Source organism: Pandoraea sp. ISTKB, from assembly GCF_001721285.1.
Lineage (GTDB): Bacteria > Pseudomonadota > Gammaproteobacteria > Burkholderiales > Burkholderiaceae > Pandoraea > Pandoraea capi.
The window spans coordinates 21,623-44,557 of sequence record NZ_MAOS01000048.1 but is presented as its reverse complement, the minus strand read 5'-3'; the positions used below and the strand labels follow the sequence as shown (position 1 = coordinate 44,557).

At 64.3% G+C, this 22,935-nt stretch carries 19 protein-coding genes; 13 read left to right on the top strand and 6 right to left on the bottom strand.

Translation table 11 applies throughout. The features are described from left to right. Positions 1-293 precede the first annotated feature (293 nt). The gene (locus A9762_RS18585; protein ID WP_069343517.1) at positions 294-2,600 is read left to right on the top strand and encodes a DUF3141 domain-containing protein; all 2,307 of its coding nucleotides are present in this window, start codon (positions 294-296) and stop codon (positions 2,598-2,600) included. A 52-nt stretch (positions 2,601-2,652) separates the two neighbouring features. Here A9762_RS18585 and A9762_RS18580 read toward each other — a convergent pair whose 3' ends face one another. After that, the gene (locus A9762_RS18580; protein WP_069343497.1) at positions 2,653-3,981 is read right to left on the bottom strand and encodes an ATP-binding protein; all 1,329 of its coding nucleotides are present in this window, start codon (positions 3,979-3,981) and stop codon (positions 2,653-2,655) included. Continuing rightward, entirely contained in the window at positions 3,978-4,643 is a 666-nt protein-coding gene (locus tag A9762_RS18575; RefSeq protein WP_069343496.1) for a response regulator transcription factor, read from the bottom strand. The genes A9762_RS18580 and A9762_RS18575 overlap by 4 nt, the downstream gene beginning before the upstream one ends. A 169-nt stretch (positions 4,644-4,812) precedes the next feature. Between A9762_RS18575 and dsbD the strand changes: the two genes are divergently transcribed. The 8 genes from dsbD (at position 4,813) to A9762_RS18535 (ending at position 13,442) form a co-directional block, all read left to right on the top strand. Then, a complete protein-coding gene (gene dsbD, locus A9762_RS18570) occupies positions 4,813-6,822 on the top strand; it encodes a protein-disulfide reductase DsbD (RefSeq protein WP_069343495.1) in 2,010 nt (669 codons plus the stop codon). Continuing rightward, on the top strand, positions 6,819-7,700 hold the full coding sequence (locus A9762_RS18565; RefSeq protein WP_069343494.1) for a TlpA disulfide reductase family protein: 882 nt from the start codon (positions 6,819-6,821) through the stop codon (positions 7,698-7,700). The genes dsbD and A9762_RS18565 overlap by 4 nt, the downstream gene beginning before the upstream one ends. Positions 7,701-7,703: 3 nt before the next feature. Continuing rightward, positions 7,704-8,537, top strand: a complete 834-nt coding sequence (gene dsbG / locus A9762_RS18560) for a thiol:disulfide interchange protein DsbG (protein ID WP_240493624.1) — start codon at positions 7,704-7,706, stop codon at positions 8,535-8,537. A gap of 413 nt (positions 8,538-8,950) precedes the next feature. Further along, the gene (locus A9762_RS18555) at positions 8,951-9,538 is read left to right on the top strand and encodes an aminodeoxychorismate/anthranilate synthase component II (RefSeq protein WP_069343493.1); all 588 of its coding nucleotides are present in this window, start codon (positions 8,951-8,953) and stop codon (positions 9,536-9,538) included. A gap of 79 nt (positions 9,539-9,617) precedes the next feature. After that, positions 9,618-10,646: an anthranilate phosphoribosyltransferase gene (trpD, locus tag A9762_RS18550; protein ID WP_069343492.1), complete on the top strand. Its 1,029-nt coding sequence runs from the start codon at positions 9,618-9,620 to the stop codon at positions 10,644-10,646. 108 nt (positions 10,647-10,754) lie between these two features. Then, the gene (gene trpC / locus A9762_RS18545; protein WP_069343491.1) at positions 10,755-11,567 is read left to right on the top strand and encodes an indole-3-glycerol phosphate synthase TrpC; all 813 of its coding nucleotides are present in this window, start codon (positions 10,755-10,757) and stop codon (positions 11,565-11,567) included. 156 nt (positions 11,568-11,723) lie between these two features. Beyond that, positions 11,724-12,419, top strand: a complete 696-nt coding sequence (locus A9762_RS18540; RefSeq protein ID WP_069343490.1) for a CYTH domain-containing protein — start codon at positions 11,724-11,726, stop codon at positions 12,417-12,419. An 87-nt stretch (positions 12,420-12,506) separates the two neighbouring features. Continuing rightward, positions 12,507-13,442 carry a uracil-DNA glycosylase gene (locus A9762_RS18535; RefSeq protein WP_083254074.1) on the top strand — a complete coding sequence of 312 codons (936 nt, stop codon included), beginning with the start codon at positions 12,507-12,509 and terminating at the stop codon, positions 13,440-13,442. On the opposite strand, the gene A9762_RS18530 is transcribed toward A9762_RS18535, so the two are convergent. Both A9762_RS18530 and A9762_RS18525 read right to left on the bottom strand, forming a co-directional pair. Then, positions 13,443-14,705: a type II toxin-antitoxin system HipA family toxin gene (locus A9762_RS18530; RefSeq protein WP_240493623.1), complete on the bottom strand. Its 1,263-nt coding sequence runs from the start codon at positions 14,703-14,705 to the stop codon at positions 13,443-13,445. Next, on the bottom strand, positions 14,689-14,976 hold the full coding sequence (locus tag A9762_RS18525; protein ID WP_069343488.1) for a helix-turn-helix domain-containing protein: 288 nt from the start codon (positions 14,974-14,976) through the stop codon (positions 14,689-14,691). The genes A9762_RS18530 and A9762_RS18525 overlap by 17 nt, the downstream gene beginning before the upstream one ends. A 307-nt stretch (positions 14,977-15,283) precedes the next feature. On the opposite strand from A9762_RS18525, the gene A9762_RS18520 reads away from it, so the two are divergent. From A9762_RS18520 to A9762_RS18510, 3 genes are all read left to right on the top strand, one after another. Continuing rightward, complete coding sequence (locus A9762_RS18520) at positions 15,284-17,563, top strand: TonB-dependent siderophore receptor (RefSeq protein ID WP_069343487.1); 2,280 nt, start codon at positions 15,284-15,286, stop codon at positions 17,561-17,563. A 249-nt stretch (positions 17,564-17,812) separates the two neighbouring features. After that, positions 17,813-18,955 carry a hypothetical protein gene (locus A9762_RS18515; protein ID WP_069343486.1) on the top strand — a complete coding sequence of 381 codons (1,143 nt, stop codon included), beginning with the start codon at positions 17,813-17,815 and terminating at the stop codon, positions 18,953-18,955. Next, on the top strand, positions 18,952-20,169 hold the full coding sequence (locus tag A9762_RS18510; protein WP_083254073.1) for a serine protease: 1,218 nt from the start codon (positions 18,952-18,954) through the stop codon (positions 20,167-20,169). The genes A9762_RS18515 and A9762_RS18510 overlap by 4 nt, the downstream gene beginning before the upstream one ends. Position 20,170: 1 nt before the next feature. Here A9762_RS18510 and A9762_RS18505 read toward each other — a convergent pair whose 3' ends face one another. Beyond that, positions 20,171-21,088 carry a pirin-like C-terminal cupin domain-containing protein gene (locus A9762_RS18505; protein WP_069343484.1) on the bottom strand — a complete coding sequence of 306 codons (918 nt, stop codon included), beginning with the start codon at positions 21,086-21,088 and terminating at the stop codon, positions 20,171-20,173. 35 nt (positions 21,089-21,123) lie between these two features. Next, positions 21,124-21,723, bottom strand: coding sequence for an FMN-dependent NADH-azoreductase (locus A9762_RS18500; protein ID WP_069343483.1), 600 nt, complete (start codon positions 21,721-21,723; stop codon positions 21,124-21,126). Positions 21,724-21,947: 224 nt separating this feature from the next. Here A9762_RS18500 and A9762_RS18495 point away from each other — a divergent pair, with 224 nt between their 5' ends. Next, positions 21,948-22,886: a LysR family transcriptional regulator gene (locus tag A9762_RS18495; RefSeq protein ID WP_069343482.1), complete on the top strand. Its 939-nt coding sequence runs from the start codon at positions 21,948-21,950 to the stop codon at positions 22,884-22,886. Positions 22,887-22,935: the final 49 nt, after the last annotated feature.

Genomic DNA, 22,935 nt, shown 5'->3' with positions numbered 1-22,935 from the left:
TTGCGTCTGCCGCGCGCAGGGGATTGGCCGGGTTCCGGCGCATCCGCCGATTCCCCGCCCGGCGCTTGCAACGCTCGCGATCTTTGCGGCGTTCGCCCACCCTGTCATGCCGGATTTGTGAGGTCATTGCCATGCCCGCCAAGTCGTCATCCCTGTCAGCCCCGTCAGCCGCACTCGAACGCAACGCTTCGCGTCGTGCCACCGCCCGTACCGCCACTACTGCCGCCACGGCCTCAAGCACCGGCAACGCCCCGTGGCTCGCCGCCAGTCCGTGGCTGAACCACCTGCCGTGGATGGCCGCTGCCGCCGAATATGCCGTCGATGCCTGGCAGCGCAGCGTACTGTTCGCGGATGTCATGCGCCAGCGCGGCAATCAGTATCAGGAACATCTGGCCGAGTCGGCCCCCAACGTGCTCGACTTCGCCTCGGAAGTGATTCTCGACGGACACGACCTGCCGCGTCCCTGCAACTACAGCCTGATGCGCATCGTGCCGCCCAAGGACACGCCCACGCTGCCCAACGCACGTCCGTTCGTGGTCGTCGATCCGCGCGCCGGGCACGGCCCGGGCATCGGCGGCTTCAAGCCCGACAGCGAGATCGGCGCCGCCCTGCGCGCCGGACATCCCTGCTATTTCGTCGGCTTCCTGCCCGACCCCGTGCCGGGGCAAACGGTGGAAGACGTCATGCGAGCGGAAGCGGCGTTTCTGGAAAAGGTGATTTCGCTGCACCCGGAGAGCGCGGGCAAACCGGCGGTGATCGGCAACTGTCAGGCGGGGTGGCAGATATTGATGACCGCCGCGATGCGCCCGGAACTGTTCGGCCCGATCATCGTGGCGGGCGCGCCGCTGTCTTACTGGGCCGGCTGGCGCGGACGCAACCCCATGCGCTACTCGGGCGGCCTGCTCGGCGGCAGTTGGCTCACTGCGCTCACGAGCGATCTGGGCGACGGCCGCTTCGACGGTGCGTGGCTCGTCGAGAACTTCGAAAACCTCGATCCGGCGAACACGCTGTGGCGCAAGAAGTATCACCTGTACGCCAATGTCGACACCGAAGCGCCGCGCTATCTCGGCTTCGAAAAGTATTGGGGCGGCCATGTCTTCCTGAACGCGCAGGAGATGCAGTACATCGTCGACAACCTTTTCGTCGGCAACCGGCTCACGAGCGCGGAGCTGATCACGAGCGACGGCATCCGCCTCGACCTGCGCAACATTCGCTCGCCCATCGTCGTGTTCTGCTCCTACGGCGACAACATCACGCCGCCCCCGCAAGCCCTCGGCTTCGTCACCGACATGTATCGCGACGACGCGGAAGTCCTCAGTCACGACCAGACCATCGTGTACGCGACGCACGACAGCATCGGGCACCTCGGCATCTTCGTCTCGGGTAGCACGGGTCGTAAGGAGCACCGCAAGTTCGTCAACAACATCGATCTGATCGACGTGCTGCCCGCCGGCATCTATCAGGCGCAGATCGCAGACAAGACCGACGACACGCTGCACGGCGAACTGGCGGACGGCGACTACGTGATGTCGATCCAGCGGCGCAGCGTCGACGATGTCCGCGCCATCGTGCAACCGGATACGGAGAGCGATCGGCGTTTTGCCGCGGTAGCGCATCTGTCCGACATCCACCTCGGGCTTTACCGCAGCCTCGTCCAGCCGTGGGTGCGCGCCATGGTCACGCCGACCTCGGCTTACTGGATGCGTGTCCTGCATCCGCTGCGCGTGAGCTACGAGTTGTGGTCGGATCGCAATCCGTTCGCGGTGCCGTTTGCGGACAAGGCCGAGCGTGTGCGGGACGCGCGTCATCCCGTATCTCCCGACAATCCGTTCCTGGCACTGGAGACGGCAGTGTCGAGCGCCATCGAACAGTCGCTGAACTTCTATCGCGACGTGCGCGACGACGGCTACGAGAAGGCGTTCGAGCTGATCTACGGGCAACCGTGGGTGCAGGCGCTGGCGGGCCTGCATGGCAGCGATGGCACGGCAGTGCGCGTGCATCCGGGTACATCGCCGGAGCACGTGGCATTCGTGAAGGAGACACTGGCGCTGCGGCGTCACGAACTGCGTCAGGGCGGTGTGCTCGAAGCTGGTATTCGCGCGCTGATCTGGGTGCATCGCCTGCATGGCGAGGCGGACGAACGTCAGTTCAACCTCGCGCGGTCGTTGCCGCGGGGCGACGCGCAGATGTCCATCGAGCGTTTCCGCGAGATCATCCGCCGTCAGGCCGGATTGCTGCGCATGGCGCCCAACGCCGCGATGGAAGCGATTCCGGGGATGCTCGCGCAGGCGTCACCCGAGCACATCCGTCTGGTGGCGAAGGCCGTTCGGGATCTGAGTTTTGCCGTGCCGTTGCAGGACGGCGAGCAAAGCGATCTGGAACGCGTGCTGGGTGTGTTCGAGCACGCGGCGCAGAAGCGGGAAGCTGAAACGGGGGTAACCACGAAGGCGCGCACGAAACCGAGCACGAAACCGCGTTCGACGCGGGGTGCAGCAAGCCGCGAGGCTTCGGCGACCGCGACGCCTGCCGCGACGAAGACCGTGAGTGCTACCAAAACGGCAGGGCCGAAGCGGGCGGCGAAGGCGAAGTCGACGACCTGAATGCCTGAATGCGGCGTGATGGCGGCCGTCCCGTCGCCGCCGTCACGTCACCTCATCCGCCCGTTGGCACGTGCAACCGTGCCAGCAGACCACCGCCCTCACGCGGCGTGAACTCCAGCGTCGCATCGAATCGTCTGGCGATGGCTTGCACGATGGAGATGCCCAACCCCGCGCCCTCGCCCCGCTTGCGCCCCTGATCTCCGCGCCAGAATCGCTGCCCGAGCCTGAGCGTCTGTTCGGGGGCGAGCCCCGGCCCCCGGTCGCCCACTTCGATGCAGTAACGACGGTTGGCCTCGTCGGCACGCACCGTCAGCGTGATTTCGCTGCCGGCGGGCGAATAGCGCATAGCGTTGTCCACGATGTTTCTGAGCGCTGTGCCTAGCATCGAGCGTGGCAACGCCGAGCCGCTGTCCACGCCCACCATGCGGAAGACGAAACGATCCGTCTCCCCCCACTCGCTGAGCACGTCGTCGATCACGCTACCGACCGACTCGCACTTGTCGTGCGCGTGCACCGGCGCTTCGGTCTGCGCGAGCGTCATCAACTGATCCAGCGTATGCCGCAGCCGTCGCACACCGGTGCTTGCCTGTTGCAGCGCCAGCTTCGAAGCATGCCCTTGCGTCATCTCCGCCACCTGCAAGTGCGTGTCGACGGCTGTGAGCGGGGTGCGAAGTTCGTGCGCGGCGCCATCGGTGAATGCGCGCTGTCCCGCCAGCGTCGTCGCCAGACGATCCAGCCAGCCGTTCAATGCCGTGACGACCGGCCTCAGCTCGGTCGGCGCCTGCCCGATATCCACGGGCGTCGTATCGTCGGTGCGCTTGTGCCTGAGCGCGACGCGCAACGTGTTCAACGGCTGGAGTCCGCGTCCGATGCCGATCCACAACGCGAGCAGCCCGCCAACGACCGCGATCAGGAACGGCACGCCCGCAGCACGCAGCATGTCGCGCGTGAGCACGGCGCGCCGGTCAACGAGATCCGCCGTCATCACCTGATAGCCGCCCGCGTCCTGCAACACGTAGATGCGCCACTGGCGGCCATCGATCTCGCGTGTGCTGAAGCCGGTCGGTAGCGAAAGCGACGACGATTGCGGGCCGCCGTCGGTATGCGCCAGCACCGCGCCCTGCAAGGAACGGATTTCGCAGGCAATACCATCGCCCGCTCCCGCACGGATCACGTCGCCCCAGTCCCGGCCCTCGGTATGCGGCGAGAACGCAGCGCGTGCCATCAATCCCGAGACCATCGTCGCCGACATCGCGAGACGTTCGTCGAGCGTATCGTCGAGGCTCGCGCGCACGCCGCGCATCATCCAGCCCGCTGCCGCCGTCCACAGCAAGATCAGCGCCACCCCGGCGATCAGTACCGCCCTTAGCCGAAGACTCATGACAAGCTCCATCCCAGCCGGTATCCGAGGCCGCGGGCGGTCTGGATCGCGTCGCCGCCGAGCTTGCGGCGCACATTGTGAATGTGAACGTTCAGCACGTTGCTGTTGACGCGCTCCGTCATGCCGTACAAGCGCACGTGCAGCATGTCGGGCGACAGCCAGCGGCCCCGGCTGCTGGCGAGATAGGCGAGCAGGTCGACTTCGCGGCGGGAGAGTTCGACGGGCGCGCCGTCGAGCCAGGCGAGACCGCTCGCCGGATCAAGACGCAGGGGACCGGCTTCGATGACGTGCGCCGCGCGACCCTGCGTACGGCGCACCAATGCATGCAGACGCGCCGCCAGTTCGCGCAGATCGAACGGCTTGACCATGTAGTCGTCGGCCCCGGCATTGAGACCGGCGATGCGATGCTCGATGCCGTCGCGCGCAGTGAGGATGAGTACCGGGACATCCGGCTCCACGGCGCGCACGCTGGCGATGATGTCGAGACCGTCGCCATCGGGCAGACCGAGGTCGAGCACGAGCGCGTCGAACGTGTTTTCCGCATGCGCCGCGATGGCCGCTTCGCCACAGACACTCGCCTCGACGTGAATTCCCAAAGTCGAGAGGCCGGCAACGATGCCGCTCGCGATCAGAGAATCGTCCTCTACCAACAGTACTCGCATGGATTCACGCCTCTCGTCGGCCGCTTTGCGACCTTTTGTCAGCACCGCGACATGTTACGTATTTCGTGTATTCGGGGGATACGGCGTTTCGCACCGGGCCGCCCGTTAACTCTCAGTTAATCGTCCTCCGCCACGCTCTGTCTCGCTTCGACTGTTTAGGGAGGACAGATTGTTTCGTCGAATCGTTTTCATCTTTGTGATTTTGCTCGGCGCGCTCGGTGCGCTTCGCGTCACGCCCGCCACTGCCGCTTTTCCGTGGCAGTCCGGCTCGCAGGTGTTAGAAGCGTCGCAGGTGCTGCGTCTCGATGCGCCAAGGTACGAAGATGGTGGCATCTCCATTGGCAGCCGCATTGCTAAGGATCACTACGTTTATCGTCATTCGCTGCGCGTGGAGGATGCTCATGGCAAGCCCGTCGCGTTCACGCTCTCCGACGGCAAGCCTCACACCGACGAGTTCTTCGGCAAATCGGAGATCTACTATGACGACGATCTGCGGCTGAAGTTGCCGGCGCAGACGTCGGACTATGTCGTACTTCATTGGCAAGGCTGTGCGCAGGCAGGAATCTGCTATCCACCGCAGACCTTCCGGATACCGTTGCCCAAAGCCGTCCCGTCGACAGGTTCAGGTGACGCCTCGCAGGCGCTCGTCACGACAGAGGCAGCGGTCGAGTCGGCCGCATCGTTCCCGTCGTCCGGTGCGCTCTCGGCACACGACACCCCCGATGCCGATGCCGATGCCGATAAGACAGCGGCTGCCGTGGCGGCGTCCACGGCCACGACCGCAGCGGCGGCCGCCGCTGCGCTGGACGACGACACCCACGCCGAGTCGCTGGCGGCCGATCAGGAAACGGCCCGTCAGCTCGCAACACTCGACCCCATTGCCGCCAAGCTGCTGTTCTTCGGTCTCGGATTGATGCTGGCTTTCACGCCGTGCGTGCTGCCGATGATCCCCATCGTCTCGACGATGATCGTGGGCAATCGCCCCTCGCCGATGCGTGCGTTGGGGTTGTCGTCGGCTTACGTGGTGACGATGGCACTGACGTATGCCAGCGTTGGCGTGGCCGCCGCGCTCGCGGGGGCCAATCTGCAAGCGACGCTGCAATCGCCCTGGCTGCTCACGGCCTTCGCGGCGCTGTTTCTGGTGCTGGCGGCGTCGTTGTTCGGTCTGTTCGAGATTCGCCTGCCGTCGTTCATCGTGAACCGGCTCGACGCCGCCGGACGCCACCGCCCGGGCGGCAGTCTCGCGAGCGCCGCCGCGCTGGGCTTTCTCTCGGCGTTGCTCGTCGGTCCCTGCATGACGGCGCCGCTCGCGGGCGCGCTGCTCTACATCGGCCAGACCGGCAACGCGTGGATGGGGGGCGGTGCACTCTTCGCGATGGGGCTCGGTATGGGCATGCCGTTGCTGGCCATCGCGCTGTTCGGCGCGCGCATTCTGCCGCGCCCCGGGCCGTGGATGGTGCGCGTGCGCATCGCGTTCGCTTACGTCATGGTCGGCATGGCCGTCATGATGCTGAACCGCTTTCTGCCGGGGGCCGTCGGTCTGGCGCTGTGGGGTGCGCTCGGCCTTGGGCTGGCCGTCGGTCTCGCGGGCTGGGCGTGGGCGATCCGTGGCAAGACGGCGTGCTGGGCATTGGTCTTCCTTGGCATCCTGACCGGCCTCTGGTCCGTGATGGTGCTCGTGGGAGCCGCGTCGGGTAGCGACTCGTTCGTGCGGCCGCTGGCGCAGGTGAGACCCGCCGGATACGCTGCCGACGGTGTCAGTGCCGGCCCCCTTGCCAGTCAGCGCACCGGGGCGGTCGAGTACGTCGGGGTCAAGTCCGTGCAGGACGTCGATGCCCGCGTCGCGCAGGCAGCCGCACAGGGGCAGTGGACCCTCATCGACTTCTATGCCGACTGGTGCGTGAGTTGCCACGTCATCGAACGAAACGTCTTCGCTAACCCGACGGTGTCAGCGCGTCTGGCGCAGATGCAGGTGCTCCGCCCGGACGTGACGAAGAACGACGCCATCGATCAGGCGTTGATGAAGCGCTGGGGCGTGTTGGGCCCGCCCACGCTCATCCTCATCGATGCGACGGGCCAGGAAGTGCGCGAGCACCGCATGGTCGGCGAGACGAGCGTGAACACGTTCCTGAGCCGTCTCGATGCGGCGCAGCGCGCGAACCCGGCGCAAGCGTCATGATCGGCATCGGTCCCTTCCCGATGAAGACCGCAGCCGTGATAGCCGCGGCGGTGCTCGCGTGGATCGTTGCGCGATATGCGCTGCGCGCCAGCGACGTCACTTCGCGGCGCGCGGGTGCCAGCGTACTGCTCGACGCGCTGGCCGTCGGTCTGTTCACCGCGCGGGCGGTATATGTGGTGCGCTGGTGGCCGGATTACTCGGTATCGCCAGCGTCGATGATCGCGCTCGGCGACGGCGGCTTCGATGTCTGGGCCGGCGTCGGCGCCGCGTTGGCGTGGGCACTCTGGCGCACACGCCAACACCGGACACAGCGACGACCGATGCTCGCCGGCATGGCGGCCGGGCTGGCGATCTGGGGTGTCATGCACGTCGGCCTGACGTTCATGCTGCGCGAAGCGCCGCCGTTACCGGCCCTGACACTCACGGACATCGCGGGTCGACCGGTGTCGCTGGACACGCATCGCGGCAAACCCATCGTGATGAATCTCTGGGCGAGCTGGTGTCCGCCCTGCCGTCGCGAAATGCCGGTACTGGCGCAGGCCCAGGCGGACTATCCGGACGTGCGCTTCCTGATGATCAATCAGGGCGAGACGGCGAACACGGTCGAGGCGTTCATGACGTCGCAGGGCCTCACGTTCGATCATCTGTTGCTCGATCCCGAGTCGCAGGCCATGCGAGCAGTCGAGACGCGCGCGCTTCCCACCACGCTGTACTTCGATGCCCACGGCCGTCTGGTCGACGCCCATCTGGGCGAACTCACCGCCGCGCGTCTGCGCGACGCGCTGGACGACCTGCGCCGGCAAACATCCCGATCCGCCCCACCTGCCGCTGTTTCAACATCTCAGGCGTCTCCGGCGTCGTCCCCATCCAAGGAGTAACCCATGTCGGTTCGCAAGACTCTCGCTTTCATTGCCGGTCCCTCGTTTGCCGGACTCATCGCGCTCGGCTTCCCGATGACCGGCATGTCGGCCGATATCGCCGCTGCCGCCCCCACTGCGACAGTCGCCACGCCCGGCGCAACGCCGAAGCCCGCCATATTGCAGGCGCTGGAGCGCGAAGGCGTGACGGCGCTGCAACCGTTCGATACGGGGGTCAAGGACCTGAGCGGCTTCGCTGGCCTTGCCGGTCAGCAGCCCATGGCCGTCTATTTGCTCCCGGACGGCAACGGCATCGTCGGCACCCGCATCGGCGCAGACGCCAAGCCGCTGGACGTCGAACGGGTCACGAAGCTCATCGAGAAGCCGCTGGGCGACGCGGTCTGGTCGAAGCTCTCGTCGTCTCACTGGGTGCAGGACGGCAAGAAGGACGCGCCGCGCATCGTCTACACGTTCAGCGACCCGAACTGCCCCTACTGCAACCGCTTCTGGGAGTCGGCACGTCCGTGGGTCGACGCAGGCAAAGTGCAGTTGCGACATGTGCTCGTGGGCGTGATCAAGGCGGATAGTGTGACAAAGGCGGCGGCCATTTTCGGTGCACCGAATCCGTCGGCGGCACTCACGCAGAACGAGCAGAAATTCAAGCAGGGCGGGATCAAACCGGCTCGCGATGTCACGAAGGCCGTCGCACAGAAGCTGGAGGCCAATCAGATGCTCATGGCCGAACTCGGTTTCCGTGGCACGCCCGGTATCGTCTATCGCAACGACAGGGGGGTCGTGGAGCGCGCCAACGGCATGCCGCCGCCCGACGCGCTCACCACCATTCTCGGCGCGCGCTGAGCACGCACCGAGACGGTCCCGGGGCGGCCCATCGCGGGTCGCCCAGAGGCTTCGCGCTGGCCGGGCGACGTAGCAGAATCATCGAACGATCAACGCCGTCAGGCGCAAATTCTTGCAGAAAACGCGCGGATGACGCATGAAACACGTCGAATGGCCGCTTTTTGCGACACCCGCCCACGACCCGGCGCAGATGCTGCTACAATCGCCTCACTATGAAGTCGCATCAGTCTTCCTCCCTCCTCTGGTCGCCCCTGACCGCTGCCCTGCGCTGGTGGCGGTAACCCGCCACGTCTATCTCATCCCCATAGCGCCCTCCCCCGCGGACCGCGAAGTCAATGTGGGGGCACGCTCAGGGGACACTCGCAAATTCCACGCGTTCGACAATCTTTGTCACCAGACGAACAGGGACCATCATGCTGCTGATGATCGACAACTACGACTCGTTTACCTACAACATCGTCCAGTACTTCGGTGAGCTGGGCGAAGACGTACGGGTCTTCCGCAACGACGAAATCACGCTCGACGACATCGCCGGGCTTGCCCCTGAACGCATTTGCCTCTCACCCGGCCCGAGCTGCCCGGCCAATGCAGGCATCACCCTCGACGTGCTCAAGCGCTTCGCCGGCGAAGTCCCGATTCTTGGCGTCTGCCTCGGCCATCAGGCCATCGGTGAAGCCTTCGGCGGGAAGGTCATCCGGGCGCAGCAGATCATGCACGGCAAGGTGAGCGAGATCGAAACCACGCAACAAGGTGTGTTCGCGAACCTGCCCAAGCGCTTCACCGTCACCCGGTACCACTCGCTCGCCATCGAGCGCGCGTCGCTGCCCGACTGCCTCGAAGTCACCGCCTGGACGGACGACGGCGAGATCATGGGCGTGCGTCACAAGACGCTCGACGTCGAAGGCGTGCAATTCCACCCCGAGTCGATTCTGTCGGAGCATGGCCACGCCGTGCTGCGCAACTTCCTGCAAGCTGCGCCGCGCAACGCCATCGCTGCCTGATGTCGCCCGCCGCCGTGTGTAGCGTCGTGTCTGCGGTCATGACGGAATCCATCCCTACCGACAGAGGAGAAGACAACCAATGATTACCCCGCAAGAAGCGCTTCAGCGCACCATCGAACACCGCGAAATCTTCCACGACGAGATGCTGCATCTGATGCGTCTCATCATGAAGGGCGAGATCTCGCCGGTCATGTCGGCCGCCATCATTACCGGCCTGCGCGTGAAGAAGGAAACCATCGGCGAGATCGCTGCCGCCGCACAGGTCATGCGCGAGTTCGCCAATCATGTCGATGCGCCGTCGGACGAGCATTTCGTCGACATCGTGGGCACCGGCGGCGATGTGTCGCATACGTTCAACATCTCCACGGCATCGATGTTCGTTGCCGCCGGCGCAGGCGCGAAGGTCGCCAAGCACGGCAATCGCGGCGTGAGCTCGAAGTCCGGCAGCGCAGACGTGCTCGAAGCGCTCGGCGTGAACATCATGCTCAGCCCCGAGCAGGTTGCACAGTGTCTGGGCGAGGTCGGCATCGGCTTCATGTTCGCGCCGAATCATCATCCGGCGATGAAGAACGTTGCGGCGATCCGCAAAGAGATGGGCGTGCGCACGATCTTCAACATTCTCGGGCCGCTCACGAACCCGGCGGGCGCGCCGAATCAGCTCATGGGCGTGTTCCACCCGGATCTGGTCGGGATTCAGGTGCGCGTGATGGAGCGTCTCGGCGCGGAACACGTGCTCGTCGTCTATGGCAAGGATGGCATGGACGAAGTCTCGCTCGGCGCCGCCACGCTCGTCGGCGAACTGAAGGACGGCAAGGTCACGGAGTATGAGATTCACCCCGAGGACTTCGGCTTGCAGATGGTCAGCAACCGCAGCCTGAAGGTCGGTAGCGCGGAAGAATCGAAGACGATGCTCATCGAGGCGCTCGACAATACGCCAGGCGTCGCGCGCGAGATCGTCACGCTCAATGCCGGTACCGCGCTGTATGCGGCCAATCGCGCAGCGACGATCGGCGATGGCATCAAGATGGCGCGCGAATCCATCGCGAGCGGTGCGGCGCGTGACAAGCTCCACGAATTCGTCACATTCACGCAACGCTTCAAGGCGTAAGTTTTCGCATGATGCGCGGCGATGTCGCGCCTCATGCGCAAGAATCACGATGACGACGGACCACTCTCCCGCGAGGTCCGTCACTTTCAGTGGCACCGGAATATCCCTATGTCTACCGTTCTCGACAAGATCCTGGCCGTGAAGGCCGAAGAAGTCGCCGCCGCCAAGCGCGTGCGCGACCTCGCGAGCCTGCGCCGCGACGCCGAAGCGACCGTTGGCGACAGCGCACTTCGCACGCGCGACTTCGTGGGCGCCCTGCGCACGAAGATCGATGGCGGCCTGTCCGGCGTGATCGCCGAAATCAAGAAGGCCAGCCCGTCCAAGGGCGTGATTCGCGAAAACTTCGTGCCGCCGCAGATCGCCGAGTCGTATCAGCAAGGTGGCGCGGCCTGCCTGTCCGTGTTGACCGACGTGCAGTTCTTTCAGGGCTCGGCCGAGTATCTGAAGGCGGCGCGCGCGGCCTGCGATCTGCCGGTGCTGCGCAAGGACTTCATGATCGACGCGTATCAGGTCTATGAAGCCCGCGACATGGGCGCCGATTGCATTTTGCTGATCGCCGCCGCGCTGGAGTTGTCGCAGATGCGCGATCTCGAAGCGCTCGCGCACGAGCTCGGCATGGCGGTGCTCGTCGAAGTCCATAACGGTCAGGAACTGGATGCCGGTCTGGAACTGCGCACGCCGCTGCTGGGCATCAACAATCGCAACCTGCACAACTTCGAAGTCACGCTCGACACCACCCTCGGCCTGCTCAAGCACATTCCGCAGGATCGTCTGGTCGTGACGGAGTCGGGTATCCTGTCGCGTGACGACGTGGTGCGCATGCGCGCAGCCAACGTCAACGCCTTTCTCGTCGGCGAAGCCTTCATGCGCGCGCCCGAGCCGGGCGATGCGCTCGCCACGCTGTTCGACATGCCCCGCTGATCGCCGATTCGTCTCGCAACGCGTCGCGCAGGCGCGTTCTGACGAGCGATGGCGCGGTGTCCTTCACTGGACACCGCCCGGCCTTTGGCGAGACGCGTCGCTTCTGCACGGGTGGCGACACCGGCTCGCCCGGCGTCCCCTTACAGGAGCGGCCCCATGGCCATCGAACGCGAACTCAAGCTTGCCCTTCCCGGCGACCTCCCCGCCCCGCGCGCCAACGCGCTGATTGCCCATCTCGACCGTCTGCCCGGCGCCGAAGCCCGTGGCGAGCGTCATCTCGTCAATCGTTATTTCGACACACCGGACCTCGCGCTCGCACGCGCCAAGGCCGCATTGCGTCTGCGTTTCGTCGCTCGCGACGGTCATCCCGGACAATGGCTGCAAACGCTCAAGTCGGTCGGTGAGGCGCGCAACGGACTGCACGTGCGTCACGAGTGGGAGCAGGCCGTGCACGGCGAAGCGCTCGAACTCGCACCGTTGATCGCAGCGTGCGACATGCCGGCAACGGCCGCGTTATTGCGTGACGAAGGCACCAGGGTCGTGGCGCAGTTCGAGACGAATTTCGTGCGACGCCTGTGGCGCTACATCGCGGGTGACGGCACGACCGTGGAGATCGCGTTCGACCGTGGCGAAGTCGCGGTAGAGGCGGCAGGTGTGCGTCATAAGGAACCGCTGATCGAAGTGGAACTGGAACTCCTCGACGCTCCCGACGACGACCGCAGCGCTCAGGGAGAACGCATCCTCAACGCGCTCGCACAGGATCTGCGCGCGGTGCTGCCGGAACTGCATGCCGACGACGTGAGCAAGGCGCAGCGCGGCTATCGTCTGCGGCAGAAGGTGCTGGGCGGCTGAGCAGTACGCCGGTCCTGCCCGACTTTTCTCTGACGCACTCTCGACTTTTCCGACGTCGCACTCCTGCACATTCAACTGACTCGACGCATGGCATCACGCTCACGCAAGGCATCACCCTCCGCATCCGCGCACCCCACGACGACCGCTGCGTCTCACGACGATCCGCAACGGTCGCTGTTCGACGCTGCCGACGATCTGGCACCCACTGCGCCCACTGCACCCGCAGCACCCGCTACACCTGCGATGGCCGGGGATGGCACGCACGTGACCGGCATGACGCTCAGCGAGCCGGACGTCGCAGGGCCACTGAAGGGGCACGTCGAGGATCAGTTCAAAGCGTTGCCCGACGCGTGGAAAGCGCTGGTGGCGCCGTTCGTGCAGAGCGACGCGTATGCACCGCTGTGCCGGTATGTCGACGCCGAAGTCGACGCCGGCAAGACGGTCTATCCGGCGGACATCTTTCACGCGCTGCGCATGACGTCGCCGAAGGACGTCAAGGTCGTCATCCTCGGACAGGACCCGTATCACGGCGACGATCACGGCATTGCGCAGGCGCACGGCATGGCCTTCTCGGTGCAGCGTGGCGTGCGTGTGCCGCCCTCGCTGCGCAACATCTACAAGGAGATCGAGCGGGATCTGGGCATTGCCCCGCCCGCGCACGGCAATCTCGACGCCTGGGCGAAGCAAGGGGTGCTGCTGCTGAACACGACGCTGACGGTGGAGGCGGGCAACGCCGCGAGCCACGCGAAGCCGTTCAAGAAAGGCGGATGGCAGGCGTGTACCGACACGCTGCTCTCAGGGCTGGCTGCACAACAGGGGCCGCTGGTGTTCCTGCTGTGGGGCAGTCATGCGCAAGCAAAAGCGCCGTTGCTCTCGGGCCACGGTCATCTGTTGCTCGAAGCGCCGCACCCGTCGCCGCTGTCCGCCCATCGCGGCTTCCTCGGCTGCGGCCATTTCAGCGCCGCCAACGCGTTCCTCACGACGCACGGCAAGACCCCGATCGACTGGCGACTGCCGGCGTAGTCAGGGATACAAGCGCGTTGCCGCGAAACGCTTGTCAGGGCGCAGGGCGGTATAACCGGCTTCCCACTCGTGCCGCATGACAGCGAGAAAGCCGGGATCGATACGCGGGCCATGCTCGTCGAGCGTTGCCCGCATCGCTACCTCGATGCGATCGATCACCCGCTCCGGGTGTGCGACGCCGCACACGGTTCGTCCGAAGTTCATCAATGTCTTGCGGTCGGGGTAAGTCCGGCGCTTGTCGAGCTTGAGCGCCAGGGTCCTGTCCGTGAGCGTGCGCCCGGATTGAGGATCGACATGGGAATACACCGATGTCGTGACGACATCGAACAACGGCGCCAGCGATGGCGCTCGTCCGCCGGGTTGGTCGTAGACGAGACCGAAATTCTTGAGGTGGGCATCTCCGTTGCGCACCATCACCGACAGGACAACGTAATCGAAGAATCGCGCCAGACTTTCGGCCCGGTTCTCCGCGCACAGATACCCGATCATTTCCGCAATTCTCTCGTATGACCCGAGGTACTTCTGCTCGGCCGAGCGGCCCAGGAGAACAGCCATATCTTCAAAGCCGAGTTGCCTTTGCGCGTCACCTTCGAGATCGAAACGACGCATGACAAACAGCGAACCGTCTTGCGACAGCCAGAACTCGGGCACGGTGATGCCAGCTTCACGTGCGGCGGCCATGCAGAGAAACTCGTTCTGCGCGAGGTGGGCGTAATCTTCCCCTGCCGCTTTGACGATCAGATCGGGCGTCACTGCCGTACTCTTTTCGACGATCGGCGTCGGGGCGTCGGCATCCGGCATCATGACTTTCGGCTGGAACCCCGAAATTCCCGACGACAGATAGAGGCTCACGAGATGATCGAACAGCTCGTCGCTTGCACCGGACGTCAGCAGCGTCGACAGCCCGACTTCGGCACGCACCGACTCGCGAGGCTTATCAGGGACGAAATATCGCAGACGACCGATCTGATTGGCCCCGGTAATCGCCAGCAAGCGCATGTCGTCCAGTCGCATGAACTTGCCAAAGCGCTCCCGCAGCTTGTCCAGCAGATAGCCCTCCGGTCGATTCATCGCGAAGACCGACGGCAACGCCGTATCGGCGTAGCTTTCTGCACGGTAGGGCATGACCAGCGACACTTCACACGCCCGCTCGGACGTGTCGTAGTTGAAGACGTAACGAGACTCTTTCGTCAGGTGTCCCGCATCGCCCTGCGGGGTACCGACAATCAGTGACTTGAGCTTCGCATCATCCATCGTCGTCATCCATGCGCCTTATGTCGTCGTAGTTCAATCGTGCGGTGTCGAGGCGAAGCCCGAGATCCAGCGCACCGAGCGCTTTCATGACCGCATGCAGGCCGACATTCTCGCCCTTTTCCAACTGAACGATCGTCAGGCGACTGAGCCCGGCATGCTCGGCGACCCATTGCTGCGAGCGCTTTCGAGCCTTGCGAGCCCGTTGAAAGCTGGCGCCGAACTGACTCGGCAGCACGTCGATGGAAAAGTCGGTCATCACGATGATTTTCGGGAAATTCACTTCTCATGATAGACACGACTCGATATTTCGCCATGTCAAAATGTATGTTTTGACATACATTTTTATGATTATTTTAATTAATGTATGTTTTAACTGACATTTTTCACCTCGCGCGCCGCCGCAACGAGCGTTTCGCCAATCAAAATATATTGTCGCGTACACGGTGTTAAGCGTTTACATGCAAATCGGCAGACAGTAAACTTCCGGCCCGTAATGAGAATTCCTATCACTCTCATTACTAATAACTAAACCGTGCGTTGCCCGGCTGGGGAAGTGGCCGATGGTGACGCCATTGCCGGAAACACGTATGTCTACCGCTATTCAGACGCGCCAGCGTCTGCTCGCCACCGCCTGCGCGCTTGTCGTTGCCGGCAGCGTCACCACCCTTTCCGCTCACGCACAATCGTCTCAGGCAACGCCCGGCGCATCGCCGAGCGCCTCTGACGCCGCGGGTACGCCCGCGACCAACGGCAATGCCGCACCCGCCGTCGCCCTGCCGACCACGCAGGTGAACGACAGCGCCGTGCCGTCGCCGATGCAGACGAAAACGCTGCCGTCGTACAAGTTCGTCGCGCCCCTGCGCGATACGCCGCGCTCGATCACCGTCATTCCCGAAGAGCTGATCAAGCAGACGAACGCCACGACCTTCGCCGACGCACTCAAGACCGTGCCCGGCATCACCTTCCTCGGGGGTGACGCCGCCGCCAACCCGTCCGCCGACCGTCCGGTCATTCGCGGCTTCGAATCGCGCAACTCGATCTTCGTCGACGGCATGCGTGACTCCGGCGTGCAGAATCGCGAGACGTTCGACATCGAAAACATCAGCGTCATCAAGGGCCCCGACTCGGTCTACGCCGGACGTGGCGCCGTGGGTGGCAGCATCGACATCACCACCAAGACCCCGCGTCTGGAAGACTTCACGAACGCGAGCCTCGGCTTCGGTACCAACAGCTACAAACGCCTGACGTTGGACGTGAACCGTCAGGTCAACGATCAGACCGCCGTGCGCCTGAACGTGATGGGCCACGATGCCGATCAGGCCGGCCGCAACAACGTCTACAGCAAACGCTGGGGGATCGCGCCCTCGGTGGCATTCGGCCTGAACAGCCCGACCACCGTCACGGTCAGCTACTACCACCTGAATTCGTACGACATGCCGGACTTCAGCGCGCCGTTCCGCTCGGCGGGCGGTACGCCGGACGGCGGCTTCCAGCGCAATCAGTTCTACGGCCTGAACAATCGCGATTACCGTCGCGGCCAGACCGACACCGGCGAAATCAAGGTCGAGCACCGTATCAACGACACGTGGAAGATCAAGAACACCACGATGGTCGGACGCTCCACGCTCGATTACGTGGCCACCAACCCGCAGTTCCAGTCGGCCAGCTCGAACATCATTTCGCTGCAAGCGAAGAGCGGGAAGTACGCGACCAACAGCATCGCGAACCAGACCGAACTGACGGGCAAGGCGACACTGTTCGGCTTCGAGCACACGCTGACAGGCGGCGTCGAGTTCAGCAACGAGCAAAGCCGCTACGAGGGCTACCTCGTGCAGGACAGCGCGGGCAACAACATCCGTTCGGGCGGCCCGTGCTCGGTCGCGTATAACTGCACGACCATCGGCAACTGGAACCCGGACAACCCCTGGACCGGCAGCCTCGTGCTCAACGGCGACAAGAGCTTCCCCGGCGCCGCGACCAACACCCGCACGAACGTTGCATCGGCCTACCTGTTCGACAGCGTGAAGCTCTCCGAGCGCTGGCTCCTCAACGCCGGCGCGCGTTTCGACCGCTTCGACGTGCACGCCGTGCAAGCCGGTGCGCCGGATCTGAACAACCTCTCGAACCTCTTCAGCTTCCAGTTGGGCGTGGTCTACAAGGTCCTGCCGTCGCTGAGTCTGTATGCGTCGTACGGCACGTCGGCGAACCCGCCGGGGGCGAATAGCGGTCTGGGCGGCGGCACGGATCAGATCACCGCGACGAACAGGAACCTCGCGCCCGAACGCAGCCGCAACATCGAAGTCGGGGCGAAGTGGGACGTGATCGAGCAGCGCCTGTCGCTCACCGCCGCACTGTTCCAGACCGACAAGACCAACGCTCGCGTGTCGGACGGCCTGGGCGGCACGATCAACGCCGGCAGCCAGCGCGTGCGCGGTGCCGAACTCGGCTGGGCCGGCAGCCTGACGAACCACTGGCGCGTGTTCGGCGGTTATTCGTACCTGAACGCGATCACGACCGACGCCGGTCCTGCGGCCGCGCCGGGTTCGAGCGGCCTGCCGATGGTCATGGTGCCCAAGCATAACCTGACGCTGTGGACCGACTACGAAGTGATGCCGAAGCTCACGCTCGGCGCAGGCATGACGCTCTCGAGCCTCACCTACGCGTCGGTATCGTCCACGGTGCGCAAGTGGACGCCGGGCTACGCACGCTTCGACGCCATGGCGACCTATCGCGTGTCGCGCACCGTCGATCTGCAACTGAACGTGCAGAACATCTTCGATAAGAAGTACTACGCGAGCGCTTACCCGATCTACGCCTCGTGGGCTCCGGGCCGCACCGCCATGCTGACGCTGAACTTCCATCAGTGACCTTGCATTGAGAAATCAGTAAGGAATGCCTGTGCCAGCCCCGGTTGGCGCAGGCGCCCTTCGCGCTGTAGCGAATCCTGATTTCAAACATCCGCTTCATTTCCCCCGCTTCATTGTCTGGCCGCTGTGCGCGTGCCATGATGGCGCCGCGCCACAGATTGGACACCGATCGAGTGTTCACACCGCGCATCACAACAATCAGAAGACGTTCGTCATAACGCAGTTTGCCTGTTCGTACGGGGGTTCGAGATGGCAAATCGGGGAGTCGCTGTCACCGCGTGTGCTGCCGCCACGCGGTCTTTTGTTGTCGTCCTGGCCATCGCCGCGCTTGCGGGATGTTCGGCCATCCAGTTCCGCAGTAAAGACACGCTGCAAAGCGCCGCCGACGGATTCGACGCGGCGGTCAAGGCGTCCGCGGGCGCTTTCGACACCGAACTGAAAGCCCGTCCGCGCGTGCGGCGCATCGAAGCTGTCGAGTACTACGTGCAGACGCATCGGATCAAGCCGGGCGAAATTCGCATCTTCGACATCGACGCCGACGACCCGCTCGGCTCCTTCTCCCGCTTCGTCTGTGCCGGCACCGACGACTTCGTCCGCGAGCGCGCCGCCATAGCATTCGACACCGCATACTCCGGCGGCCTCAAGCAGGTGCTCGCAGAGGGCGATGACTCCATTGGCGGCCAATGGTCGAGATTCCAGGCACTTCGCAAACCCATCAAGGTGCCCGGCCTGCCCGACGGCACGATTCCCAAGAATGCCGTGAAGGCGTGCGCCGACGATCTCAAACAGCGATTGATCGCCTGGGATAAAGGGCGTCCGTCGACGGAAGTGTCGTCCGAAGCGATTGCCGCGGCGATCCCGGCGGCAGTCGCGGCATACAAGGCGCTCGCTGCGCTGTTCCAGACGGGACTGACCGCCTACAACGACATGGCGGCGAAGGAGCGCTTCGGCAAGTATGTGCAGGAGTTCCACCCCAAGTTCGAGGAGGTGATGAACAACGACTTCAAGGAGTCGACCATCGCCAGCGCCTGGAATCGACGTCAGATCGCCTCGCTGCAACGCCCGCTTGCGACCTTCCGTAAGCTGCTGCTCACGCCCGCGGGCATCAAGGCAGCGGACGACGACATTCGCATCCGCGAACTTGGCATGCTCGCGAACGAGCAACTTGCGGAATACGACGCTCTGCATGCCAGCCCGTCGCCCGTGGAATTGCGCACCAAACTCGTCGACGCCGAAGCGCAGTTGGTCACGCTCGTGAAAGACAAGCATGTGTCGATTTCGGATCTCGTGGAATTCTTCAAGGAACTCAAGGAAGACTTCGACAAGGCCAAGACGCAATACGCCGCAGCCGACGCGGCGGTGCGCGCCGTTCCGGAGGCTTGGAAACAATGAAACGAACCGCATTTTTGGTCGTCGCGAGCACGCTACTGGCGAGCTATGCCGTATCGGTCACGGCGCAGTCGCAGGCGATCAACACCGCCACGCCCGTCGTCACGCAGGCGTTGCAGGAAGCCGAGTCGCTTAACGTCAGAGCGCAGTTGAAGCAGCAGGATCTGGCGCTGCAAAAGGAGCAGGCCGCGTGGATGAGGAATGCCCAGTCGACGGCCGTCTCGGCGAAAGTGCAGGACATCGGACAGGCGCGGGACAACATTGCCGCCGCCACGCGCGCATTGAATGGCGACACGCCCATATCGCTTCAGGCGCTGAAGACAACGGCAGAAACCATTCGTGCCGTGACACGTCCCGTCTACGGTTTGTGCTCGGGCAGGCCGTGGGCAGACGACAAGATGACGGCCTGGAACAGCTGGCGCGACTACATCACCGACGTGGCATCTCCACTCGTCACGGTCGCACGCAGTGTCGGCGTGATCTTCCAGTATTACCAGCCGACGTCTGACGCCAAACCGCAATACATGAGCGTCGGAGCGACCGCGTTCGTCGTGGGCAAGTCGCACATTCTGACGAATCGGCACGTACTGCAAAAGTATGCGTACATCGACAATCAGGGGAAGTGGCGGCTGTATGACAAGCAGTTGCTTCGCGTCTCGTTTCCGCTGGAGTATTCGAGCTGTACTGTGCGCACGCCGCCGCACGATGTGCGCATCGTGGCCATCGAAGCAGTGGGTGAAGACGGGGAAAACAACGATTACGCGATCCTGCGCACCGAAGACAATGCGCTCCCGCCCGCAGCTCCGATGGCGCCGAACTTCAATCTGACCGAAGGCTCCCGCGTGGCCGTGATCGGCTATCCGGCACGTCCCGTGAGTTGTGCTGGCGCTGAAGCGGGCGAGGATTGTACTTACCTGTCGGATAAGCAGATCGACACGATGTTTAAGCTCCCGGACAGCCAGGTGCCCTTTCCGGCAGAGCGCATCGCGCCGGGCATGCTGCTCGTCAATCCCAGCCTCGATCCGCAGCAATTCTCGTATGACTCATCGACTTGGGGAGGCAATTCAGGCTCGCCCATCGTACGTCTGTCGGACGGCATGATCGTCGGGCTGCATTACGGCGGTGTGGGCGGCGATACGGAAAAAGCGACGTACAACAACGCCATCAAGATCGACCGCATCCGCAAGGCACTTGCCGACGCCGGTGTCACGCAGTGATTTAGGCTTCCCCGTCGCACAGCGGGGCCAACGCGCCCATCGAGCCTTGCTGATAGCGACGCGTCAGGGCGACGAGGTCCGCCTCGTCGCGCGCGGCGAAGTTGCCGCGATACACCACCGGTTCGCCTAGCGGCTCACCGCCGGCGAGCACCAGCCGGGCACCGCTGCGTCCGGCCAGTTGCCAGACGCCCGGGGGCAGCGACAACGCTTCGGTACCGCCGCCTTCCGCGCGCATCGCGTGGCCGGCGACTGCCGCTTCACCTTGCGCAATCAGTGCCACCCAGCGACGACCGTCGCAGGGAATCTCAAGCGTGCGCAACGCATCGGCCTGCCAGTCGAGTTGCAGCAACGTGATGCGTCCGTCAGCGTCGCGCTCCTCGCGCGCTACCCGATGCTCACCCCATTGCCCGCAAATCAGCGTCAGCTCGACGTCGCCCTCGCGCCAGTGCGGCATCGCTTCGGCACGCACTGACGTCTGCACCGGCGCCCCATGCGGATGACGTCCCGCACGGTTGACGACCATCCGCACACCGCGCACCGATGCCCGAGCACTTCCGGGCACCTCTTCATGCACCGTGCCGCAGTTGGTTTCGAGCCAGAGCAGATCGCCGGGGCGCACCGTGTCATCGCCACCGTGGGCGTGACGGCAACGCAGCGAGGTTGTCGAATCGGGAAACAGATACGTCGCCACCACACACCCGGCATGCGGATGCGCAGGAATACACGCGCCGTGACGACGGAAGATGTCGAGCGAGAGGAACGGATCCGTGTGCTCGACCTGATCGAAAACACCCGCTCCCGCGGCGGCCGCACATCGGCCGGGACGGGAGACGGGAAGCACGCGCGGGATGGCACTCGCGTCGGCAGACATCGCCGGACGCTTCGTCGGACGCGGATGCAGCGGCGTCGGATGTGCCATGGGGGGCCTGCGCGTGCGGGAGACGACTTGAACGATTACAGCGCAGCGATGGCTTCGCGAGCGCCGGCGAAAGCGGCCGCAGCCGATTCCGGACCACGCGACAGGCCTTCGGCGAAGATGAACGTCACGTCCGTCATGCCGAGGAAGCCAAGAATCGTCTTGATGTACGGCGTCTGGCTGTCAGCCGGCGTGTCCTTGTAGTTGCCGCCGCGGGCGAAAGCGACGATCACCTTCTTGCCCTGGATCAGGCCTTCCACGCTGCCGTCTTCGCGATAACGGAAGGTCACGCGGGCACGGGCGATCCAGTCGAAGTACGACTTCAGTTGCGTCGGCACCTGGAAGTTGTAGAGCGGCACGCCGAACACGATGTAGTCGGCCGCCTGAATTTCGGCGATCAGTTCGTCGCTACGGGCGATGATGGCCTTCTGCGCGTCCGAGCGTTGCTCTTCCGGCGTGAAGAACGCGCCGATCACGGCTTCGTCGAGGTGCGGCACGCCATCGGCCAGCAAGTCGCGCACGACAACCTTTGCGCCGGGGTTCTTGGCGACCAGTTGCGCAACCGATTCGTTGGCGAGCGTGGTCGAATTGGCGCCTTGCGAGCGGGCGGCGGAATTGATTTGCAGAATCGTGGTCATTTCACTGGCTCCAGAGCCGGGGGTGGGTCCCGAAAGTTCGAAAATGCGTCCGCGCCAGGCCCCCGATTCGGGGTTGCCGTGAATTACGCGTCGGCTTGGGATGAATTCTAGTTACCCCCAAAAATGAAACAAGCCGGTAAAATCGAATTGTTTGTTCCCTTTTTGGAACAATGCCCGTCGACTGTAGTTTTGATGAATGACCGCGTCACCAAGGAGCGCGCGCGATGATTGACGATCTGAATGACATGCTGATCTTCGCGGAAGTCGTGCGCTCGGGCAGCATTACGCGGGCGGGCGAGCGCCTCGACCTGCCCAAGGCGACGGTCAGCCGTCGTCTGTCGCGGCTGGAGTCGCGCCTCGGCACGAAGCTGTTGCACAAGACGACGCGGCGGCTCGAACTGACCGAAGTCGGCGAAGCGTATTACGAGCGCTGCCTGCCGATTCTCGAAGAGGTGGAAGAAACGCGCGACTTCGCGTCGCAAATGTCGAGCAAGCCGCGCGGACGCCTGCGCATCACCGCCCCCGCCGACTTTGCCGCGCAGTGGCTGGCCGTGCCGCTCGCCACTTTCTGCGCCGCCTTTCCCGAAATCACCGTGGATGTGGATCTGAGTTCACGCCACGTCGACCTCATTGCCGAGCGGGTGGACGTTGCCATTCGTGCCGGCCAGCTCTCCGACTCCACGCTCGTCGCGCGTCCGCTTCTGAAGCTCACACGCAGCCTGTACGCGAGTCCGCTCTACCTGAGCGCAACGGGCTTGCCCGCCACGCCCGACGAACTGGCAGGGCACCGCTTCATCATCCTGCAAGGCGCGCGACGGCTGTTCAACTCCGACACGCTGCACAAGGGACGTCAGCGCATGGACATCACCATGCACGGCGCGATTCAGGTCAACAGCATGGGGATGGTCAAGGAGATGGCGCTGGCGGGCAGTGGCATCGCGGCGCTCACGGATATTCTGGCCGAAGACGCGCTGCGCGCCGGACGCCTGGTCAAGGTGCTGCCCGACTGGTCGCTGCCGGAGAGTTCGGTGCATCTGGTCACGCCGTCCCGGCGCTTTCTCCCTCGCAAGACGCAGGCGTTTATCGAGCACATGCTCGCCGTGGCCCGGACTTGCCCGGAAGAGAACCGCGACCCGTCGGTGCCGGGTCCGGCGGAGGGTTGAAGCCTCGCGCCCGGGGCGAGCGCGAAGCGATGCATTCACACGGACGGCC